18 protein-coding genes are annotated in these 20,848 nt (G+C 69.4%); 10 read left to right on the top strand and 8 right to left on the bottom strand.

Annotation, left to right across the window (positions count from 1 at the left end):
• Nucleotide 1: 1 nt before the first annotated feature.
• Entirely contained in the window at nucleotides 2-2,335 is a 2,334-nt protein-coding gene (purL, locus tag ITJ57_RS04805) for a phosphoribosylformylglycinamidine synthase subunit PurL (protein WP_194669086.1), read from the top strand.
• Between the two features lie 214 nt (nucleotides 2,336-2,549).
• On the opposite strand, the gene ITJ57_RS04800 is transcribed toward purL, so the two are convergent.
• Nucleotides 2,550-2,993: an FCD domain-containing protein gene (locus tag ITJ57_RS04800; protein WP_194669085.1), complete on the bottom strand. Its 444-nt coding sequence runs from the start codon at nucleotides 2,991-2,993 to the stop codon at nucleotides 2,550-2,552.
• 330 nt (nucleotides 2,994-3,323) lie between these two features.
• Between ITJ57_RS04800 and ITJ57_RS04795 the strand changes: the two genes are divergently transcribed.
• Together ITJ57_RS04795 and pnuC are read left to right on the top strand one after the other, a co-directional pair.
• Nucleotides 3,324-4,010: a GntR family transcriptional regulator gene (locus ITJ57_RS04795; RefSeq protein ID WP_194669084.1), complete on the top strand. Its 687-nt coding sequence runs from the start codon at nucleotides 3,324-3,326 to the stop codon at nucleotides 4,008-4,010.
• Nucleotides 4,011-4,118: 108 nt separating this feature from the next.
• Nucleotides 4,119-4,784, top strand: coding sequence for a nicotinamide riboside transporter PnuC (gene pnuC, locus ITJ57_RS04790; protein WP_194669083.1), 666 nt, complete (start codon nucleotides 4,119-4,121; stop codon nucleotides 4,782-4,784).
• Here the strand turns inward: pnuC and ITJ57_RS04785 are convergent.
• Both ITJ57_RS04785 and ITJ57_RS04780 read right to left on the bottom strand, forming a co-directional pair.
• Nucleotides 4,715-6,049 (bottom strand): cell wall metabolism sensor histidine kinase WalK, encoded by a 1,335-nt coding sequence (locus ITJ57_RS04785; protein ID WP_194669082.1) that lies wholly within the window; start codon nucleotides 6,047-6,049, stop codon nucleotides 4,715-4,717. The two genes, pnuC and ITJ57_RS04785, sit on opposite strands and share 70 nt — an antisense overlap.
• Entirely contained in the window at nucleotides 6,049-6,711 is a 663-nt protein-coding gene (locus tag ITJ57_RS04780) for a response regulator transcription factor (RefSeq protein WP_194669081.1), read from the bottom strand. Before ITJ57_RS04780 ends, ITJ57_RS04785 begins: the two co-directional genes overlap by 1 nt.
• Nucleotides 6,712-6,914: 203 nt before the next feature.
• Here ITJ57_RS04780 and ITJ57_RS04775 point away from each other — a divergent pair, with 203 nt between their 5' ends.
• Genes ITJ57_RS04775 through ITJ57_RS04760 form a run of 4 tightly spaced genes read left to right on the top strand, consistent with a single transcriptional unit; the run spans nucleotide 6,915 to nucleotide 10,436 of the window.
• Nucleotides 6,915-7,439 (top strand): hypothetical protein, encoded by a 525-nt coding sequence (locus ITJ57_RS04775; RefSeq protein ID WP_194669080.1) that lies wholly within the window; start codon nucleotides 6,915-6,917, stop codon nucleotides 7,437-7,439.
• Nucleotides 7,436-8,500: a peptidoglycan-binding protein gene (locus tag ITJ57_RS04770; protein WP_194669079.1), complete on the top strand. Its 1,065-nt coding sequence runs from the start codon at nucleotides 7,436-7,438 to the stop codon at nucleotides 8,498-8,500. The genes ITJ57_RS04775 and ITJ57_RS04770 overlap by 4 nt, the downstream gene beginning before the upstream one ends.
• A complete protein-coding gene (locus tag ITJ57_RS04765; RefSeq protein ID WP_194669078.1) occupies nucleotides 8,497-9,228 on the top strand; it encodes an ABC transporter ATP-binding protein in 732 nt (243 codons plus the stop codon). Before ITJ57_RS04770 ends, ITJ57_RS04765 begins: the two co-directional genes overlap by 4 nt.
• On the top strand, nucleotides 9,225-10,436 hold the full coding sequence (locus tag ITJ57_RS04760; RefSeq protein WP_228506491.1) for an ABC transporter permease: 1,212 nt from the start codon (nucleotides 9,225-9,227) through the stop codon (nucleotides 10,434-10,436). The genes ITJ57_RS04765 and ITJ57_RS04760 overlap by 4 nt, the downstream gene beginning before the upstream one ends.
• Nucleotides 10,437-10,523: 87 nt before the next feature.
• Here ITJ57_RS04760 and ITJ57_RS04755 read toward each other — a convergent pair whose 3' ends face one another.
• The gene (locus tag ITJ57_RS04755; protein ID WP_194669077.1) at nucleotides 10,524-11,204 is read right to left on the bottom strand and encodes a TetR/AcrR family transcriptional regulator; all 681 of its coding nucleotides are present in this window, start codon (nucleotides 11,202-11,204) and stop codon (nucleotides 10,524-10,526) included.
• A 159-nt stretch (nucleotides 11,205-11,363) separates the two neighbouring features.
• Between ITJ57_RS04755 and ITJ57_RS04750 the strand changes: the two genes are divergently transcribed.
• The 3 genes from ITJ57_RS04750 to ITJ57_RS04740 all read left to right on the top strand — a co-directional run bounded on the left by ITJ57_RS04750 (nucleotide 11,364) and on the right by ITJ57_RS04740 (nucleotide 16,581).
• On the top strand, nucleotides 11,364-14,213 hold the full coding sequence (locus tag ITJ57_RS04750; protein WP_194669076.1) for an MMPL family transporter: 2,850 nt from the start codon (nucleotides 11,364-11,366) through the stop codon (nucleotides 14,211-14,213).
• 76 nt (nucleotides 14,214-14,289) lie between these two features.
• The gene (locus ITJ57_RS04745) at nucleotides 14,290-16,404 is read left to right on the top strand and encodes a YhgE/Pip domain-containing protein (protein WP_194669075.1); all 2,115 of its coding nucleotides are present in this window, start codon (nucleotides 14,290-14,292) and stop codon (nucleotides 16,402-16,404) included.
• A 36-nt stretch (nucleotides 16,405-16,440) separates the two neighbouring features.
• The gene (locus ITJ57_RS04740) at nucleotides 16,441-16,581 is read left to right on the top strand and encodes a hypothetical protein (RefSeq protein ID WP_194669074.1); all 141 of its coding nucleotides are present in this window, start codon (nucleotides 16,441-16,443) and stop codon (nucleotides 16,579-16,581) included.
• Between the two features lie 43 nt (nucleotides 16,582-16,624).
• On the opposite strand, the gene ITJ57_RS04735 is transcribed toward ITJ57_RS04740, so the two are convergent.
• From ITJ57_RS04735 to ITJ57_RS04720, 4 genes are all read right to left on the bottom strand, one after another.
• Nucleotides 16,625-17,617: an NADP-dependent oxidoreductase gene (locus ITJ57_RS04735; RefSeq protein ID WP_194669073.1), complete on the bottom strand. Its 993-nt coding sequence runs from the start codon at nucleotides 17,615-17,617 to the stop codon at nucleotides 16,625-16,627.
• Between the two features lie 73 nt (nucleotides 17,618-17,690).
• On the bottom strand, nucleotides 17,691-18,527 hold the full coding sequence (locus tag ITJ57_RS04730; protein ID WP_056008838.1) for a carbohydrate ABC transporter permease: 837 nt from the start codon (nucleotides 18,525-18,527) through the stop codon (nucleotides 17,691-17,693).
• Nucleotides 18,524-19,504 (bottom strand): carbohydrate ABC transporter permease, encoded by a 981-nt coding sequence (locus ITJ57_RS04725; protein WP_194669072.1) that lies wholly within the window; start codon nucleotides 19,502-19,504, stop codon nucleotides 18,524-18,526. Before ITJ57_RS04725 ends, ITJ57_RS04730 begins: the two co-directional genes overlap by 4 nt.
• A gap of 6 nt (nucleotides 19,505-19,510) precedes the next feature.
• Nucleotides 19,511-20,809: a sugar ABC transporter substrate-binding protein gene (locus ITJ57_RS04720; protein WP_056008845.1), complete on the bottom strand. Its 1,299-nt coding sequence runs from the start codon at nucleotides 20,807-20,809 to the stop codon at nucleotides 19,511-19,513.
• Between the last annotated feature and the right edge of the window lie 39 nt (nucleotides 20,810-20,848).

The following is a 20,848-nucleotide window of genomic DNA, read 5'->3' as shown; positions in this document are numbered from 1 at the left end:
CGTGACGACCACCACCCCCACCAGCTCCGCCGTCGCCGACACCGTCGAGAACGCGATCGCGACCCCGGATCGCGAGCAGCCGTACGGCGCGCTCGGTCTGAAGGCCGACGAGTACGCGAAGATCCGCGAGATCCTCGGCCGGCGCCCCACGAGTGGCGAACTCGCGATGTACTCCGTCATGTGGAGCGAGCACTGCTCGTACAAGTCCAGCAAGATCTACCTGCGTCAGTTCGGGCAGAAGGTCACGGACGACATGAAGAAGAACCTCATGGTCGGCATGGGCGAGAACGCGGGCGTCATCGACGTCGGTGAGGGCTGGGCCGTCACCTTCAAGGTGGAGAGCCACAACCACCCCTCCTACATCGAGCCCTTCCAGGGCGCGGCGACGGGCGTCGGCGGCATCGTCCGCGACATCATCTCGATGGGTGCACGTCCGGTCGCGATCATGGACCAGCTCCGCTTCGGCGACATCGACCACCCCGACACGGCGCGCGTCGTGCACGGCGTCACCGCCGGCATCTCCTCCTACGGCAACTGCCTCGGCCTGCCGAACATCGGCGGCGAGACCTACTTCGACAAGGTGTACCAGGGCAACCCGCTCGTCAACGCCCTGTCGGTCGGCGTCCTGCGTCACGAGGACCTCCGCCTCGCCAACGCCTCGGGCGTCGGCAACAAGATCGTCCTGTTCGGAGCCCGCACCGGTGGCGACGGCATCGGCGGCGCCTCCATCCTCGCGTCTGACTCCTTCGACGCCAACGGCCCGACGAAGCGACCGGCCGTCCAGGTCGGCGACCCGTTCGCTGAGAAGGTGCTCATCGAGTGCTGTCTCGAGCTGTACCGCGACAGCCTCGTCGAGGGCATCCAGGACCTCGGCGCCGCCGGGATCTCCTGCGCCACGAGTGAGCTCGCGGCCAACGGCGACGGCGGCATGTTCGTCGAGCTCTCGCACGTCCTCCTCCGCGATCCCTCGCTCACGCCCGAGGAGATCCTCATGTCGGAGTCGCAGGAGCGCATGATGGCCGTCGTCGAGCCGGGCAAGCTCGACGCCTTCCTCGCCGTCACCGACAAGTGGGACGTCGAGACCTCCGTGCTCGGCGAGGTCACCGACACCGGCCGCCTCGTCATCAACTGGCACGGCGAGGAGATCGTCAACGTCGACCCCTCGACGGTCGCGGTCGACGGCCCGGTCTACGAGCGTCCGGTCGCGTACCCCACGTGGATCGACGCCCTGCAGGCGGACTCGGCGGCGAGACTCCCCCGCACCGATGCTCCGGCCGAGCTCGAGCAGCAGTTCCGCGCCCTCCTCGGCTCTGCGAACCTGGCCGACAAGAGCTGGATCACCAACCAGTACGACTACTACGTCATGGGCAACACGGCGCTCTCCTTCCCCGACGACGGCGGCATGATCCGTGTCGACGAGGAGTCCGGTCTCGGCTTCGCGATCGCGACCGACGCCAACGGCCGCTACTGCCAGCTCGACCCCCGCCAGGGCGCGCAGCTCGCCCTCGCGGAGGCGTACCGCAACGTCGCCGTCACCGGCGCGGTGCCCGCAGCCGTCACCGACTGCCTGAACTTCGGTTCACCGGAGAACCCCGAGGTCATGTGGCAGTTCTCCGAGGCTGTCGCCGGCCTGTCGGACGCCTGCCTCGAACTCGGCGTGCCCGTCACGGGCGGCAACGTGTCGTTCTACAACCAGACGGGCGACGTCCCGATCTTCCCGACGCCCGTCGTCGGCGTGCTCGGCGTGATCGACGACGTCGCGCGCCGTATCCCGAGCGGCTGGCAGGACGAGGGCGACAACCTCTACCTGCTCGGCACCACGGCACTCGAACTCGACGGTTCCGCCTGGGCCGGCACGATCCACGACCACCTCGGCGGTCACCCGCCGAAGGTCGACCTCGCTGGCGAGAAGACGCTGGCCGAGCTGCTGCACGCCGCGGCGAAGGAGGGCCTCGTGTCCTCCGCGCACGACCTCTCCGATGGTGGTCTCGCTCAGGCGCTGGCCGAGAGCGTCATGCGCTTCGGCGTGGGCGCGCGCGTCTTCCTGGGCGAGGTGCTCAGCCGCGACGGCGTCGACCTCACCACGGCGCTCTTCTCGGAGTCCACGGGCCGCGTGCTCGTCTCCGTTCCGCGCGAGGACGACGTCAAGTTCCAGGGGCTGTGCGAGGGTCGCGGGTACCCCGTGCTCCGCATCGGCGTGACCGACGCTTCCGCCGTGGGCGAGGCGACCGAGCCCGCCCTCGAGATCCAGGACGTCCTGACCATGACGGTGTCCGAGCTGCGCCAGGTGTCGAAGAGCGTCCTGCCGCAGCGCTTCGGGCCGGTCATCGGCTGATCACCACCGGCTGATCCGAAGCCGTGATGCAGCCCCCGCGCCCGAAGGCGCGGGGGCTGTTCCGTCGGGTGGGCGGATACCCGAAACCCACCCACCCGACTCACCCACGGGCGCTCAGGCCGGGAACCCGAATGTCCGGGCCGGCGTCTCCGTGGGTGTGGTCGCAAGCGACTCCATCAGCATATCAGATGTTGGAATGCGTCCGAATCATGCGTCATGCAGGAGAAGCAGCCATGCCGAACAGGCGCTCGACGGCCAGTTCGGCCGCGATCGCGTCACCTTCGGCGACGGCACCACGAAGGATCGGGAAGTCGACGCCCAGCTCGGCCCAGTCCAGCCATTCGGTCTCGGCGGTAACCGACAGCTGCGGTGACAGGAGCGCGAGGGCGTCGCGGGCGGTAGTGACGAGGATGCGGTTCGGGCAGCAGGCCACGAGGTGGTCCATGAGAAGCCAGGAGCGTTCGGCGTAGGCGACGGGGTCGGCCTGGCCGATCACCTGCACGACCGCATCCATCTCGGCGACCAGCGAAGCGCGTTCGGCGTCGTCGAGTGTCGGGACAGTGACACGCGTCACCCCGCCGAGGAGCGCACCGAGCGTCTGGAACAGGTGGATCCGTCGAGGACGCACCCCGCCCGCGTCCGAACCTGCGACCGACATGGTTCCCGCCTTCCCGCGATGCCGGGGGAGCATCCGTGGGCGCCAGGATAGCAACAGCTCAGCCTCGGGCCGAGAGGAGCGGTGCCGACGGCGTGGGCCGCACCGGGTCGACGTGCCCGGACGACCACTCAGGCTGGATTGCGACGAAGCGAGAACGAGTACCGGGGCAGGAGTGGCAGGCTCGTCCTCGAGGGGAACATGCGTCACATATCTGTACAGATGTCGACGTTTTCCGGATGATTCACTACACATGAGGCGTGAAACTGTCCAACACACCTCGGATATCGGTATCCTGAACTGACCACATCCCAGCTCGACGATCGGAGACCCATGCCCGTGCCCAAGACCGTCGAGTCGAGCCCTCGGAAGCTGCTCCGCGACATCGTGTTCGACCAGCTGTTGACCGCCATCGAGGACGGCACGCTCGAGCCAGGGGAACGCCTGAACGACGAGGAACTCGAGAAGTGGTTGGGGGTGTCCCGCACCCCGATCCGCGAGGCCATCAGCAAGCTGGCCGACATCGGACTCGTCGAGACCGCCCCACAGCGGTACACGCGGGTCGCCAAGCCGACCTTGGAGCAGTACGCGGAGGCGCTGCGACTCCTCAACGGGTTCCACGAGCTCAGCGCCCGCTGGAGCATCCCGCATTTCACGGATGAGGACGTCGAGACGTTCCGTTCGCTCGGCGATGCCGTCCTGGCCGACATCGAGGCCCGCGACAAGCACGTCCTCCGGTCCTCCGCCGACTTCGCCGACTTCATGGTCGAGCGCTCCGGCAACTCCCTGCTGCAGCAGGTCGCCCGCCAGATGAACACGCGGGTGACGTACACCGCGCTGCCCACGATCGAGTTCTTCCAGTGGGACATCTTCGCCGCGTACGTCGCCGGCCTCGTCGACGCCGCCGAGGCGCGGAGTGCCGAGGACGCCGAGCGGGTCATGCGCACCCAGGCGAAGGCCACCGACGCCTTCCTCGAGCAGGTCGTCGCGGCCGGCGGCGGCGTCCCCGCCGGGAGCTGACCGCCTCACACCGTCACGGAGCCGCTTCCCGATCGGGGAGGCGGCTCCGCTCGTTGTACGGTGGACCGTCGGCCGCGTGGCCGCGGGTCGTCGGAACGGAGCACAGCAGTGGGATTCCTCCTCTGGCTCTTCGACGCGACCTTCACGATCGGCGACCAGGTGGTCCTCTGGCGTGAGGTCGTCGGCAACCTGTTCGGCCTGGCGAGCGCCCTCGGCGGTATGCGTCGCCGAGCCTGGGCCTGGCCCGTCGGGATCATCGGGAACGCCCTGCTGTTGACCGTCTTCCTCGGTGCCGTGTTCCACACGCCGAACCCGACGAACCTCCTCGGCCAAGCCGGCCGACAGCTCATGTTCATCGTCGTCTCGGTCTACGGCTGGGTGCAGTGGCGGCGCAACGAGCACGTCGAGACGGCGACCGGTCCGGTGTCGGTCATCAGGCCACGATGGGCCGGTACGCGAGTCCGCCTCGTGCTCGTCGCCCTGCTGGTGGGCGGGACACTCCTCCTGACGCCACTGTTCCGGGCGCTCGGCTCCTACGAACCGGTCTGGGCCGACGCCTGGATCTTCATGGGTTCCCTGCTCGCCACCTGGGGCATGGCGAAGCGCTGGGTCGAGTTCTGGCTCATCTGGGTGGCGGTGGACATCGTCGGGGTGCCGCTCCTGTTCGGGGCCGGATACTGGGTGTCGGCGTCCATGTACCTGTTCTACGGCGCGTTCACGCTCGCCGGCTTCTTCGTGTGGGCGCGCGGTGAACGGGTCGTGCCCGCCCGCTGACCAGCCGACCCGACGGCAGCGTCGGCACCGCGTGCCGGGAACGTGACGGTGACGACGAGGCCGCCCGAAGGCCGGGCGGCGAGGCGCAGCTCCGCGCCGTGGACCTCGACGATGCTCTCCACGATGGCGAGTCCGAGTCCCCGTGACCGCTCGGCGCCGCCCACGACACGGCCGCCGACGCGGTAGAACGGCTCCGTGAGCCGCGCGACGACCTCGGCCGGGAGGTGCGCGCCGGAGTTCTCGACCCGGAGCACCACGGCGCCCGCCGGTGTGCCCGCGCGGGCCAGTGACACGTGCACGAACCCGCCGTCGACATTGTGTCGGACGGCGTTCTGGACGAGGTTTCCGCACAGATGCTGCAGCATCCCGGCGTCGCCCAGGACGGAGCACTCCTCGAGATCGGTGGTGCACCGGAGACCACGGGCCACTGCGGCCGCAGACACCGCGGCGACGGCGTCCGCGACGATCTCGTCGAGCCCGACCTCCGCGGCCCCGAGTTCGGCGTGTCCGAGGTCGGCGAGGTCGAGGATGGCCTCCACGGTCCGGATGCTGCGCGTGTTCGTGTCGCGCAGGCGGGCGACGAGGTCACGGAACGTCGCCTCGCCGAGGTGCTCGTCCTGTGCGGCGACGTCGAGCATCGCCTGCGTCGTTGCGAGCGGCGTCCGCAACTCGTGCGAGGCGTTCGCGGCGAACCGCTGGTGGGCCTGGAACGACCGCTCGAGCCGCTCCAGCATGTGGTCGACGGTGTCGGAGAGGTCGGTGATCTCGTCGCGGGGTCCCGCGAGTGCGACCCGGTGGTCGAGCGAGCCGGCGGCCGCGCGCTGCGCCGCCCGGTTGATCTCCTGCAGTGGGCGGAGGAGTCGACCGGCCAGGATCCATCCGGCCCAGGCGCTGACCCCGGCCAGAACGATGAGGACGATGAGCGACCAGACGAGCAGGGTGTTCAGGATGTCGCCCTGATCGGAGACGACGAGGGCAGCGCCACCATCGGCCGAGGTCAGTCCCTCCGCCGGTCGGTAGGTGGCGGCGTCACCAGGACCGTCGGTCGGTGTCGCCGACTCGAGACGCGTCGCGCTACCGGTGCCCGCCGTCGCGCGGATCGAGGTGATCGCGTAGGTCGGGACGTACCGCATGAAGGTGTAGATGAGGACGAGCATGACGGACCCGGCGATCGTGAACAGCGCCGCGTAGGTGAGCGTCAGGCGGAGGCGGACGGTCAGGCGGCTGGGTCGGGTGACCCGGTCCGCGGCGGCGGTGCGGGGCATCAGTCACCCTCGATCCGGTACCCGACACCGGGAACCGTCGTGATCACCCACGGTCGGCCGAGGCGACGGCGGAGGTTCGAGATCGTCACGCGGATGGTGTTCGTGAAGGGGTCGACGTTCTCGTCCCACGCCTTCTCGAGGAGCGTCTCTGCGCTCACCACACCGCCGTCGGCGAGCAGCAGTTGCTCCAGGACGGCGAACTCCTTACGCGACAGCTTCACGTAGGTGCCGTCACGGAAGACCTCCCGTCGGAACGGGTCGAGCCGGACACCGGCGCGCTCGAGCACCGGCGGGCGGGACTCCGAGGTGCGGCGCGCCAGGGCTCGCAGCCGCGCGATGAGCTCGGGGAACTCGAACGGCTTCGCCAGGTAGTCGTCGGCGCCGAGCCCCAGTCCGGAGACGGTGTCGTCGAGTCGGCGGGCCGCGGTGAGCATCATGACGCGGACCTCGGGGTGTTCGGCGACGACCGTGCGGCAGACGTCGTCACCATGGGTGCCCGGCAGGTCGCGATCGAGGAGGATGACGTCGTAGTCGGTGATCGTGAGCGCTTCGAGCGCGGCATCACCGTCGAGCACGACGTCGGCGGCGATCGCGGCCTGCCGGAGGCCCGCACGGATCGCTTCGGCCAGGTAAACCTCGTCCTCGGCGATCAAGACGCGCATGAGGTTCCTTTCGATGGGGCGGATAGGCGGGTGGATGGGCGACCCGGCGAGCGTACGGACACCGATCGGGCATCCCCCGAATGTCGGTTACTCATCGTGCGCTGCGCGACGTTCCGAGAACGTCAACGTTTTCCTTGACGCCCAGGCAACGCGTCGCCGAGTGGACTGGTCGTCACCAGTCAGCACGCAACGAAGGAGCGACCATGTCCCTGAACACCACCACCACCCGCCGCCCCGCGGCCCGGATCGCGGCCTTGCTGGCCGTCCCGTTCCTCGTCGGATCGCTCGCCGCCTGCGCATCAGGCTCACCGGCATCCGAGTCTCCTTCCAAGACACCGTCGACCGTCCAGAGCTTCGAGGACTGGCAGGTCGCCTTCGCCTCCTGCATGCGCGACGAGGGGGTGGACCTGCCCGACCCCGGCAAGGACGGCTCAGGTGCCGCCATCAGCCTCGGCGACGCCGACCCGGAAGCCTTCACGGCCGCGTCCAAGACGTGCACCGACAAGCTCGGGGCCCCGCCCGCGCCGTCGAGCGGCGACGTACCCGTCTCGGACCGGTTCGACGATCAGCTCACGATGGCCGAGTGCTTCCGAGAGCACGGCATCGACGTCCCCGACCCGGTCAAGGGTGAGGCGATGAACATCCCGAGTGACATCCCCGAAGACGTGCTCGACGCCTGCGGCCTCGAGCTGAGCAACGGCAGCTCGCTCGGTTCGACCGACCGATGAGCATCCGTCCTCGGATCATCGCAGCCCTCTGCGTCGGCGCCGTCCTGATCTCGGGCGGCGCCGTCGCGAGCATCGCCGCCCTGTCCTCGGCCGAAGCCACCGGTCAGGAGGAGCCGTCGGACACCGTCCGCACCGGCACCGCGCCGATCACGGCAGGCGACCTCGCCGGCACGACCCAGGCGACCGGCACCCTCGACTACGCCGATCAGCGGACCATCGGCGGCGGAGCCGGTATCGTCACCACGGTCCCCACCCCCGGCAGCACGGTGTCGCTCGGCGGCACCCTCTACGCCCTCGACAACGTCCCGGTCACGCTCCTCCACGGACCACTCCCCGCCTGGCGTGCGTTCGAATCGGGCATGAGCGACGGACCGGACGTCCGGCAACTCGAGATGAGCCTCGCGGCGCTCGGGTACTTCGACCGCGAACCGGACGACGAGTTCGCCGCGTCCACCGCGCGTGCCATCGAGCGTTGGCAGGAGGCCCTCGGCGTACAGGAGACGGGACGACTGGAGCTCGGCTCGGTCGTGTTCATGCCGGGCGACGTGCGGATCGCCTCGGTGGACGCAGCGGTCGGCGCCGCCGCCTCGGAGAACGTCGTCACCGTGTCGTCGCTGATCAAGCGCATCGACGTCCCGTTGAAGCTCGCGGATCAGCGTCTCGGCGTCGTCGGGACGAAGGTCGACGTGAACCTCCCCGGCGGCCAGCGCACGACGGGCACGGTGAGCGAGGTCGGCGTCCCGACCGAATCGGACGCGGACGGGCAGAAGAAGGTCACGATCCCCGTCGGTGTCACCCTGGACGACCCGGCGGCGGCCGCGGACCTCCAACGTGCGACCGTCACGGTCGGCTTCCCCACGGAACGACGCGAGAACGTCCTCTCGGTGCCGGTCGAAGCGCTCATCGCCATCGACGACACGACCTTCGGCGTCGAGGTCGTCGACGGGAAGGGCAAGCACCGCCAGGTCCCCGTCACCACGGGGCTGTTCGCCGACGGGCGGGTCGAGGTCTCGGGCGACGGTGTCCGCGAGGGCCTCGACGTCGTGGTGCCGGTGTCATGAGCGACCTGCTGACGGCATCGTCCGCCACACCGGCGCGGACGGCCAGACCACCGATCATCCACCTCGAGGGAGTCACCCGCGAGTACGGAGAGCCACCCACCCTCGCGCTCGCCGGTGTCGACCTGGCGGTCGAGGAGGGCGAGTTCGTCGCGATCGTCGGGCCGAGCGGCTCCGGGAAGTCGACGATGCTCAACCTCATCGGAACGCTCGACCGTCCCACCAGCGGGACCGCCCGGATCGCAGGCTCGGACGTCGGGCGCCTCTCGGATGCGAAGCTCTCGGCCCTCCGTGCCTACCGCATCGGCTTCGTGTTCCAGCAGTTCCATCTCGCCGACGGCTCGACTACGGTCGACAACGTCGCCGACGGCCTCATCTACGCCGGAGTCCCCCGGGCCGAGCGCCGACGACGAGCGGTCGTCGCCCTCGAACGGGTCGGCCTCGGACACCGTCTCGGCCACCGCCCCACGCAACTGTCTGGCGGTGAGCGGCAGCGGGTCGCGATCGCGCGCGCCGTGGTCGGCGACCCGCCGCTCCTCCTCGCAGACGAGCCCACCGGCAATCTGGACTCCGTGTCCGGGGCGAGCATCGTCGATCTCCTGCACGAACTGCACGAAGCGGGGACGACGGTCGTCGTCATCACGCACGACGCCGAACTCGCAGCCCGACTCCCCCGACAGGTGGCGATCCGTGACGGTCACGTCGTGAGCGATTCGGGGCGGGCCGCATGAACGGGCCCCGCATGGACCCCGACCACGACCGCCGGTCACGGCTCCTCGGTCGCGACATCCTCCGGCTCGGGACGACGGGTCTCCGGGCACGGCCGACGCGTGCGGTCCTGTCCGCGCTGGGGATCGCGATCGGCATCGCGGCGATGATCGCGGTCGTCGGGATCTCCTCGTCCAGTCAGGCGAAACTGCAGGCGCAGCTCTCGGCCCTCGGGACGAATCTGCTGACCGTCGAACCGGGCCAGAACCTGTTCGGCGAGGCGGCGACCCTGCCCGCGAACACCGTCGGCAAGGTGGGACTGATCGACGGCGTCGAACAGGCCGGCTCGGCAGCAGCGCTCGACGGCGTGCTCGTCTATCGCAGCAGCCTCATCGACCGGGCGTCGAGCGGCGGACTCTGGGCGGCCGCGGTGTCGGAGGGTCTCCTCGACGTCGTCGGCGGGACGCTCGCCACCGGCGACTGGCTGAACCGGGCGACGGGCAGCTATCCCGCCGTCGTCCTGGGGTCCAAGGCCGCCGAACGTCTCGGCATCACGACGGTCGGGTCGATGGTCCAGCTCGGCGACCAGTACGTCACGGTGGTGGGCATCCTGGATCCACTCGACCTCGCACCGGAACTCGACACCGCGGCCATGGTCGGCGAGAACGTCGCCACCGAACGCTTCGGGTACGAGGGCGAACCGACCACGGTGTACGAACGGTCCACCGACGAGCGCGTCGAGGCCGTCCGCGACCTCCTCCCCCGCACGGTGAACCCTGCGGCGCCCGAGGAGGTCGAGGTCTCCAGGCCGTCGGACGCCCTCGCCGCCAAGCAGGCCGCCGATCAGGCCTTCACCGGGCTGCTCCTCGGACTCGGTTCGGTGGCGCTGCTCGTCGGGGGCATCGGGGTGGCGAACACGATGGTGATCTCGGTGCTCGAACGCCGCCGTGAGATCGGCCTGCGTCGGGCGCTCGGTGCCACGCGCGGCCACATCCGGTCGCAGTTCCTGACCGAAGCACTGCTGCTCTCCGCCCTCGGTGGGGTCGCGGGCGCCGGCCTCGGAACGGCGGTGACGAGTGTCGTTGCGGCGATGAACGACTGGCCGACCGCTGTGCCGCCGGAGGTGCTGCTCGCGGGCGTCGGCGCCACCCTGGCGATCGGGGCGATCGCCGGCCTCTACCCGGCGATCCGCGCAGCCAGGACCCCGCCGACCTCGGCCCTCAGCGGCTGAGCCGGCCGAGGGACCCGGAACCCGACGCAGCCGTCTCGGGCCCGCTCACGGCGACACCGGAGCGGGCCCGGACACGCGGAACCACCGTCAGTCGTCGACCGCCTCGGTGAGGGCACGGACGATGGCCGGGAGCGTGCGCATGGCGAGTTCGCGCGGCGAGCCCTCGTCGCCGTCCGGGTCCATGAGGACCGCCGTCTGGATCGCCGACTCGTAGAGGGCGACGACGATGTTCGCGATGTCCGGCGTCGGGATCGTGAACCTGACGTGCGCCAGCCCGGCCGCCTGGTCGAGCCACGCAGCGAGCTGCCGGCCCGCGCTCTCCTGATGCTGGAGATACCGGGCGGCGACGTCGGCGTCGCGCATCGCCAGCATCCGGAACTCCGACTGCACGAGGCACCAGCGGCGGTCGTCCGGCTGGAGTTCGAGGAATGCGCGGATCAGGGCTTCGAGCGATCCCTCGGTGTACCGACCCGCCGCGTCGAGGAGCGACGGGCTGACGGTCTGCAGTCCGGCCTCCAGGCGGTCGAGCCGGAGCTGGTTCTCGCGCGACTCGAGCGCGAAGAAGAGCTCCTCCTTCGAGTCGAAGTTCGAGTAGAAGGCACCCCGGGTGAACCCGGCGCGCTCACTGATCTGCTCGACCGAAGCCGCATGCACCCCGAGTTCGGCGAACACCTCGTAGGCGGCGTCGACGAGCCGCTCGCGGGTCCGTTGCCGGCGAGCCGATTCGACCGGCGCCTCGTCGTTCGGGGACTCGACTCCTTCGCGCACGTGCATCCTGACACCTTACTGACAGCAGTTCCGGCCCCTTGCCGATACACGAGTGTATCGAATACAGTCATGTATCGGATACACCGCTGTATCGAATCTGTCCGAACCCGTCGGCCGGTCCGACTGCTCGCAGCGCACCGGCCTCGCTAGGAGCGACGCGTGTCCTCACTGCTGTACACCCTCGGCCGCTGGGCCTTCCGCGCCCGGAAGCTCGTGCTGATCCTCTGGATCGCCGTGCTCGCGCTCGCCGGCGCCGGCGCACTGCTCCTCAACCAGGGCACCGACAACGCCTTCTCCATCCCCGGCACCCAGTCGCAGGAGGCGCTCGACTCGCTCGAGCACACCTTCCCGCAGGTCAGCGGCGCGTCCGCCCAGATCGTCGTCGTCGCACCCGCAGGCGACACCGTCGAGGACGCCGCTGTCCGGTCCGCCATCGACGACGCCGTCACCTCGCTCGGCCGCATCGACCAGGTCGAGCAGGCGGTGTCGCCGTTCGACGAGAACATCACCGGCGCCGTCTCCGACGACCAGCGGGCCGCCCTCATCTCGATCCAGTTCGACAGCGCCCAGTCGGACATCACCGCGAAGACCGTCGCCGGCCTCGAGCGAGCGGAGGCGGACCTCGCCGACAGCCTGCCGACGGGCGCACAGTCGTCGCTCGGCGGGCAGTTGTTCAGCAACAGCCTGCCCACGCTGAGCATCATCGAGCTCATCGGTGTCGTCGTCGCCCTCGTCGTGCTCGTCCTCACCTTCGGCTCCTTCCTCGCGGCCGGCATGCCCCTCATCACCGCGCTGCTCGGGGTCGGCATCTCGATGGCGCTCATCTTCGTGGCGACGGTCTTCGGACCGATCTCCTCCACCACGCCGATGCTCGCGCTCATGCTCGGCCTCGCCGTCGGGATCGACTACGCCCTCTTCATCATCTCGAGGCACCAGGACGGCCTGCGCACCGGTCTCGATCCGGAGGAGGCGACCGCCCGCGCCACCGCCACGGCCGGTTCCGCCGTGATCTTCGCCGGCCTCACCGTCATCATCGCGCTGCTCGGCCTGGCCGTCGCGAACATCCCTTTCCTCACCACGATGGGCGTGGCAGCGGCGGTCGGCGTCGCGATCGCGGTCGTCATCTCACTCACCCTCATCCCCGCGATGCTGGGCTTCGCCGGCGAACGGCTCCGGCCGAAGGTGAAGCGCGCCAAGCGGCACGCCCCGGCCCCTGAGCAGCAGCAACCGGTCCCTGAGCCGCACCACGCGGTCCCTGAGCCGCACCACGCGGTCCCTGAGCTTGTCGAAGGGCACGAGCCGGCCCCCGAGCCGGCCGAAGCGCGTCCCAACCGCTTCTTCCTCGGCTGGGTCCGCGGCGTCACCCGCCTGCCCATCGTCACGATCGTCGCCGTCGTGGCCGTGCTCGGCGCCCTCGCCATCCCCGCCCTGTCGCTCCGGCTCGCGCTCCCCGACGCGGGCTCGCTCCCCGAGGGCGACAGCGCCCGCATCACCTACGACCTCGTCTCCGAGCACTTCGGCGAAGGCTTCAACGGCCCCCTCGTCGTCACGGGGAGCATCGTCGGCAGCACGGACCCGCTCGGGCTCATGGCCGACCTCAAGCAGGAGATCGAAGGACTCGACGGTGTCGCAGCCGTCCCGCTCGCCACCCCGAACGCGACGGCCGACACGGGCATCATCCAGGTGATCCCGAGCGGCAGCCCCGATTCGCAGGCCACCAAGGACCTCGTCGCCGAGATCCGCGGGCTGCACCAGTACTTCCTCGACGAGTACGACGTCGATCTCAAGGTCACTGGGTTCACGGCGATCGGCATCGATATCTCCGACCGCCTCGGCGGCGCACTCCTCCCCTTCGGCCTCATCGTGGTCGGCCTCTCCCTCGTGCTGCTCACGATGGTGTTCCGGTCCATCTGGGTGCCGGTCAAGGCGACGCTCGGCTACCTCCTGTCCGTCGCGGCCTCCTTCGGGGTCGTCGCGCTCGTGTTCGAGCACGGCGTGTTCGCCGAGGCGCTGCACGTCGCGCGGACCGGGCCGGTCATCAGCTTCATGCCGATCATCCTCATGGGCGTGCTGTTCGGGCTCGCGATGGACTACGAGGTCTTCCTCGTCTCCCGCATGCGCGAGGACTTCGTCCACTCGAAGCTCGCGCGCCGATCCGTGGAGACCGGCTTCCTCGGCTCGGCCAAGGTCGTCACCGCGGCCGCCGTGATCATGTTCGCCGTGTTCGCCGCCTTCGTGCCGGAGGGCGACACGAACATCAAACCCATCGCGCTCGGGCTCGCCGTCGGGGTGTTCGTCGACGCGTTCATCGTCCGGATGACCCTCGTCCCCGCGGTGCTCGCCCTCCTCGGCGACCGCGCCTGGTATCTGCCGCGATGGCTCGACAGGGTCCTTCCCTCCTTCGACGTCGAGGGCGAGGGGCTGCAGCGGGAACTCGAGCTGCGGGCCTGGCGCGGCGAGGCAGACGTGGCGATCGCCGCGGACGGGCTCACCCTCGCGGGCCCTCGCGGCGCACTGTACCGCGACGTCGAGACGACGGTGTCCGTCGGTGAAGTGCTCGCCGTCCAGGGATCCCGACCGGTCTCCGTCACCGCGCTCCTCCTGACGCTCGCAGGCCGACTCGAGCCCGACAGCGGCCGCCTCAAGGTCGCCGGACTGGTCCTGCCCGTCCGGGCCGGCGCCGTCCGGTCCCGCGTCGCGTACGTGCGTCTCGACCACGGCGAACCGGTGGCCACCCTCACCTCGGCGCTCGCCGAGCGTCCGGCGGTCGTCGTCCTCGACGGTGTCGACACCGTGCCGGACGCGGACACCAGGCGCGCCCTGTACGAGCGGCTCCTCGTCGCGAAGCAGGCAGCAGCCCGGGCTGCCCGGCCACTCACGGTCGTCATCGGCACCGACGACGTCGCGTCGCTGTCGGACGTGCTGCCCAGCGGCGCGACCGAGGTGCTCGACCTCGATCACGCCGCCCCCTCCCCTACCACCAGCGCTGAATCGAAGGTCGACGCATGAGTACCATCCTGAACCGTCTCGACCTCGATCACGCCGCCCTCTCCCCCACCACCAGCGCTGAATCGAAGGTCGACGCATGAGCACCATCCTGAACCGTCTCGAACGGGCCCGCACCGGCAAGGGCGTCACGGTCGTCTCCATCATCGGCCTCATCCTCGTACCCCTCGTGATCGCCGGCGGCCTCGTCTGGGCCCTGTGGAACCCGGCGGAGCGCCTCGGCCAGGTCACGGCGGCGATCGTCAACGAGGACGAGCCGGTCACCGTCGACGGACAGACGGTGCCACTCGGTCGACAGCTGTCCGCCGGGCTCGTCGACGGCGACCAGGAGACCAACTACACCTGGGTCATCACCGACGCCTCGGACGCGAAAGCCGGACTCGCCGACGGGTCCTACACCGCCGTCGTCACGATTCCCGAGAACTTCTCAAAGGCCGCGACCTCCTTCTCGGGCGACGCGGCCGACGCCGAGCGGGCACGCCTGGACGTCACGACGAGCGACCGCAGCAAACTCGTCGACGACGCCATCTCCCAGACCATCACGCAGACCGCCGCCTCGCTCCTCGGGCGCCAGCTCACGACCAGCTACCTCGAGAACGTCTACGTGGGGTTCAACACCCTCCACGACCAGCTCGGTACGGCCGCCGACGGCGCTGAGCAGCTCTCCGTCGGCGGACTCTCCCTGGCGCAGGGCGCGCAGCAACTCGCAAACGGCACCACGCAGCTCGCCACCGGAGCAACGCAACTGTCGACGGGTGCGACGCAGCTGAGCGACGGGGTGGGGGCGCTGGCCGACGGCGCGACGCAGCTGTCCTCCGGCGCGACCCAGCTGAGCGGCGGCGCGAGCCAGCTCGCCAGTGGCGCCGCGACGTTGAACGCCGGGGCGCAGGGCGACGGCAGCACCGAGAACCCGGGGCTGGTCGCTGGAGCGGCGGAACTCGCGAGTGGTGCCGGTGAGGTGTCGTCCGGGCTGGCGGGGCTGTCGGCCGGCGCCCAGGCCACCGAGCAGCTCACGGCCTCCGTCGCCGCACAGCTGGCCACGCTCACCGCCGACTGCGCTGCATCTGGAGCGTCCGCGATCTACTGCGCTGACGTGGCGAAGGCGAGTGGACTCGCCACCACGGTCGCGACCGGCGGGCCGATCGGCGCGCCCACGGACTACCCGGGGACCGCGTCGCTGGCCGACCGCACCGCCCAGGCAGCCGACGGCGCCGCCGGTCTGGCGGCCGGGGCGACGACCTTCTCCTCGAAGATGCCGGCCCTCGTCGCCGGCATCGCCCAGCTCAACACGGCCGCGGCACAGATCGCCGCCGGTGCGGCCGGGCTCGCCGACGGTGCGTCCCAGGCGGCCACCGGGACGGCGCAGCTGCAGACGGGTGCGTCCGCGCTCGCCGACGGCGCCGGCCAGACGGCCACGGGCACCACCCAGCTCGCCGACGCGTCGAGCCAGCTCGCGTCGGGCGCCGGGACCCTGTCCGGTGGGATCACCTCCCTCTCCTCCGGCTTGCAGAGCGCCGTCGACAGCCTGCCGACGTACACGAGCGACGACCGGAAGAACCTCGCCGACGTCGTCGCCGACCCGGTGTCCGCCGGGGACTCGGCGACCGTGTCGTTCGGCACGAACAGCGCCCCCTTCTACGCCGTGCTCGCCCTCTGGCTCGGCGCCCTCGCGAGCTTCCTCGTGCTCCGGCCGGTGCCGACGCGGGCGTTCGGCTCCACCCGCTCCTCGCTGCGACTCGCGCTCGGCGCCTTCGTGCCCGCGGGTGCGATCGGGATGCTGCAGGGGCTCCTCGTCGCCGTGATCACCGCGCCGCTGCTCGACCTCGACCCGGCGGGGTGGACCGCGTACGCCGGGATCGCCGTGCTGGCCGGGCTCGCGTTCGCCGCGGCGAACCAGGCGCTCAACGCCCTGTTCGGCGGTGCGGGTCGGTTCATCTCGATGATCGTCGCGATCGTCGGCCTGGCGACCGGGATCATCGCGACCGTCCCCCAGGTGCTGGACCAGCTCCTCGCCTTCCTGCCGATCGCCCCAGCGCTCGGCGGTCTGCAGGCGATCGCCATCGGCGACACGGGAGCGGCGGCCGGCGTGGTGGGCCTCGTGCTCTGGCTCCTCGGGTCACTCGCCGCGACGGCCTTCGCGGTCGCCCGGGTGAGGACCACCTCGGTCAAAGCGCTCGTCCCGGCCACCGCCTGATGCCGGGGTGAACCACCTCGCCGATAGGCTGGGGTGATGAGCAGTGGCGAAGACCGGGAACTGGCCGAGTGGGGCGAGCAGCGCAAGCGCCGTCAGCGGCTGGTCGCCTGGGTGCTCGTCGTCGCGCTCGTCCTCGGCGGCGGAGGGGCTACCGTCCTCGGCTTCATCTTCAACTAGCCGAGACCGGCTTCACGGCAACCAACCGGGACGCCGACCGAGGCTAGGGCCTCGCGTCGTGCAGGTCGCGCTGCTTCACGATGCGGTCGGGGTTCGCCGGTCGCATGCCGACGATGATCTTGCCGCGGGCGTGCAGCCGCTCGAGGTCCTCGAAGGCGTCGATGATGAGGTCGAACGGGTAGAACGCCGAGACGACGACCTTCAAGGCGTGGTCGGCCGCGTACTCCGCGAGCCGCTCGAGTTGCTTCGTGGCGTGCGCGGCGAACTCCTCGTCGGGCTCGAGCGCCGCCAGCTCGATCGCCTTCCGGTCCTCACTCGACCGGTACTTCTCCGCCGGGACACCGAGCTCGGCGGCGAGCTGCTGCCCGTCCTGGCCGAAGTTGTCGATGAACGCCGTCACGCCGTTGGGAGCCAGGGTCCGGATCCGACCGGCCATCCCGTCGCCGTAGACGACCGGCTTCACGCCCTGTTCGCGGAGGAAGTCATGATTCCGTTCACCGCAGGTGCCGATCACCCGCACACCCGCGAAGGTCGCCAATTGCGCCTCGATGTTCCCGACACCGCCGGCAGCAGCGGAGATCACGAGCGTGTCACCGCGCTTCAGGTGCAGGCCGTCGAGGGTCTCGAGCGCGGTGAGCCCGGCGAGGTAGAGACCGCCCGCCTCCTCCCAGCTCACGCGCTTGGGCTTGCGGACGAGCGACGACGCCGGGACCACGACCTGCGTGGCATGCGCCCCGCGGACCGCGTGGCCGATCACCTCGTCGCCGCGCTTCCACCCGGTGACGCCCGTGCCGACCTCACGGATCAGGCCGGCGAAGTCGCTCCCCTGCCCGGTCGGCAACTCGATCGGGACCGTGTCTGCAAGGTTCCCCTCGCGGACGAAGGCCTCGATGTGGTTGATCCCGCTCGCGAGGACGTCGACGACGACCTCACCCCATCGCGGATGCGGCATCTCCGACTCGACGAACTCGAGCACGTCTGGGCCGCCGTAGCGGGCGTATCGGAGGGACTTCGTCGTCTGCTTCGAACCGAACATGGTTCATCATCCACCTGGAGATCGCTAGAGAGTCGAACTACCAGCTCGCGTCCAGGTTCGATTCGCTCAGGCGTCAGCCCTTCACCGCCCCCGAGGTCAGGCCCTGCACGATGTACCGGCTGGCGAAGGCGAACAGGACCATCGTCGGGATGATCGTGAGCACGGCCGCCGCCGACATGGAGCCCCAGTCGATGTTGTAGCTCGTGATGAAGCCGTTGAGCGCCGTCGGGATCGTCTTGTTCGCGTCGCTGTTGATGAGCGTCACCGAGAGGAACAGCTCGTTCCAACAGTTCACGAAGTTGAAGATGAACGCCGCCACGATGCCGGGCTTCAGCACGGGGACGAGCACCCGGAACAGGGCTCCGAACCGCGAGCAGCCGTCGATCATGGCCGCCTCCTCGAGTGCGTCCGGGATGTTCTCGAAGAACCCTCGCAGCATCACGGTGCAGAACGGGATGCACACCGCGATGTAGATGAGGATGAGCCCGAACCGGTTGTCGACGAGCTTCAACTGCGTCATCAGCAGGTACAGGGGCCCCAGCGCGATGAACGACGGGATCATCTGGGTGGCGAGGAACGCGAGGAGGATCGCTCCCTTGCTCCGGAACTCGAACCGGGCCAGCACGTAGGCCGACAGCATCGAGATGAAGGTCGCCACGACGGCCGCGACCGTCGCGACGATGAGGCTGTTCAGCACGTAGGTGCCGAACTGCGCCTTGCTGAACAGGCCCAGGTAGTTCTCGATCGAGAACACCTCCGGCCAGTACGTCAGCGGGTAGGAGAAGATCGCCCCCGGCTTCTTGAACGAGGTCACGACGATCCAGTACAGCGGGAACACCGTGATCACGAGCCACAGCCCGAGGAAGAGGAACTTGACGACCTTCGCGGTCCGGGTCTCCTGGTCGATCATGCCTTCACCTTCTTCTCGCGAATGGACAGGAGGTAGAACGCCGTGAAGACGAGCAGGATCGCAACGACGATGAGTCCGATCGCGGAAGCCCGGCCGTAGTCACCGCGCTGGGTGGTCGCGATCATCCAGGTCGTGAGGATGTGCGTCTGGTTCGCCGGACCGCCACCCGTCATGCCGTAGATGATGTCAGGGAAGTTGAAGATCCAGATGACCCGCAGCAGTACCGTGAGGGCGAGCGTCGTCCGGATGTACGGGATCGTGATCTGGAAGAGCATGCGCGCCTTCCCCGCACCGTCGAGCGCGGCGGCCTCGAAGAGGTCCTCGGGCACCGATTGCAGGGCGGCGAGGATCATGATCGCGAAGAAGGTGACGCCGTACCAGACGTTCGCCACGATCACGGCGAACATCGCGGAGTTCGGGTCCGCGAGCCACGGGATCGGGGTGTCGATGAGCCCGACCTTCTGGAGGAGGTCGTTGATGACACCGAACTCGCTGTTGAACATCCAGCGGAACAGGATGCCGATGAGGAATCCGGAGATCGCCCACGGGAAGAAGATCATCGCCTGGTAGAGCCCACGGAAGCGGAACTTCCGGCGCAACCAGAGCGCGATGCCGAAGCCGATGACGAACTGCGGGACGATCGAGGCGACCACCCAGAGGACGGTGTTCGCGACGACCTTGCCGAACGCGGGGTCGGCGAACACCGCCAGGAAGTTCGCGAAACCGACCCAGGACGTGTCCGTGAGGTTGGCGAGGTTCCAGTTGCGGAACGCCATCTGGGAGCCGGCGATCATCGGGTAGTAGATGAAGATCGCAACGAAGATGAACGCCGGCGCGAGGAACGCGAGGAGGCCGAAGCCGCGGCGCACCGTGAAGGTGCGCCGCCGACGCCCGCCGGCGGTCCTGGACGGACCGGCCGGGGGTGTCGGGGTCGCAGGCTGCTGCCTGCGACCCGCTTCGTCAGTGGTGGTCGTCATGGACGGTTACTCGCTCTTCCACTTCTCGGTCCAGTACTCGTCCCAGCCCGCGAGGAGCTTCTCCGGCGTCAGCTGGCCGATGAGGACCTGCTGGATCTCGGAGTCGGACTTCTGGATCCATTCGGTCCACCAGGAGGAGCCGCGCGGCTGCGTGACGCTCAGGTAGGTGTCCGGGTTCTCGTTCATCGTGACGTAGCTGGCCCACGGACCGGTCTTGTAGAAGTCGCTCTCGGCGGCGCTCTTCACGATCGGGACGAGGCTGTTCTCCTGGGCGAACGTCGTCGCCTGCTTGTCCTCGGACAGGAACTCGATGAGCTTCGCCGCCTCCGCCTTGTGCTCACTCGACGCCGCCGTGCCCCAGCCCGCGGTCGCCATGGGCTGCGCGGCCTTGCCGGTCGGTCCGGTCAGCAGCGGCGCCGTGCTCCACTGCTCGGCCGTGATCGCCTCGGACTGTTCGACGGTCGCGATGACCTCGGGGTCCTGCAGCAGGAATGCGGTCGAGCCGTTCGAGAAGCCCTCGACCATCTCGGGGTAGCCCCACGCGACGGACGACGGCGGCGAAGCCTCCTTGAAGAGGTCGAAGTAGGTGTTGACCGCGTCCAGCGCCTCCGGTGCGGAGAAGATCGTGTCGCCGTTGGTCAGCTTGAACGCGTTCTCCGTGTCGAGGTCGTCGGCGACGTAGGCCTCGATCGCGGCGACGACGTTGCTGTTGGCGTTGGTGCCGCCGCGGAAGGCGTAGCCGAACTGGTTCTTCGAGGGGTCCTGGATGGCCGACGCCTGCTCGAGGAGGTCCTCCCAGCTCGCGGGCGGGCCGTCGAATCCGGCCTCCTTCACGAGGTCGGTGCGGTAGAAGAGGCTGAGGCCGTAGAAGCCGTAGGGCACGTACCAGACCTTGCCGTCCTCACCCTTCGCGTACTTCGTCGCGTTGTCGGTGAGGTCGTCCCAGCCCTTCCAGTCCTTCAGCTCGCTGTCCATGTCGGCGAGCCAGCCGTTGGTGGAGAACGGGCCGACGGTGATGTCGCGGACCTCGAGCACGTCGACCCCGGAGCCGGACTGCAGCATCTGGGTGATCTTCTGGTCGGCCTGATCGGTCGGCGGCGAGATGAGCTCGACCTTGATCTTCGGGTTCTCGGCCTCGAAGTCCGCGATGAGCGTCTTCAGGACCTCGGTCCGGGCGGGGTTGGTCAGACTCTCGACCATCTGCAGGGTGACGGTGCCGTCGCTCGCTCCGCCGGCGCAGGCCGACAGGGCGAGGCCGGCGACGACGGACAGGCCGATGGCGGCCGATGCACGTGACTTCCTCATGCTCGCTTCTCCTTTGAGTGGTGCTGGTGGGGGTGCTGT

Origin of the sequence: Plantibacter sp. VKM Ac-2880, from assembly GCF_015351235.1 — a bacterium.
Lineage (GTDB): Bacteria > Actinomycetota > Actinomycetes > Actinomycetales > Microbacteriaceae > Plantibacter.
Note: the sequence above shows the minus strand (reverse complement) of the source record. Positions and strands in the feature narration are given on the sequence as shown.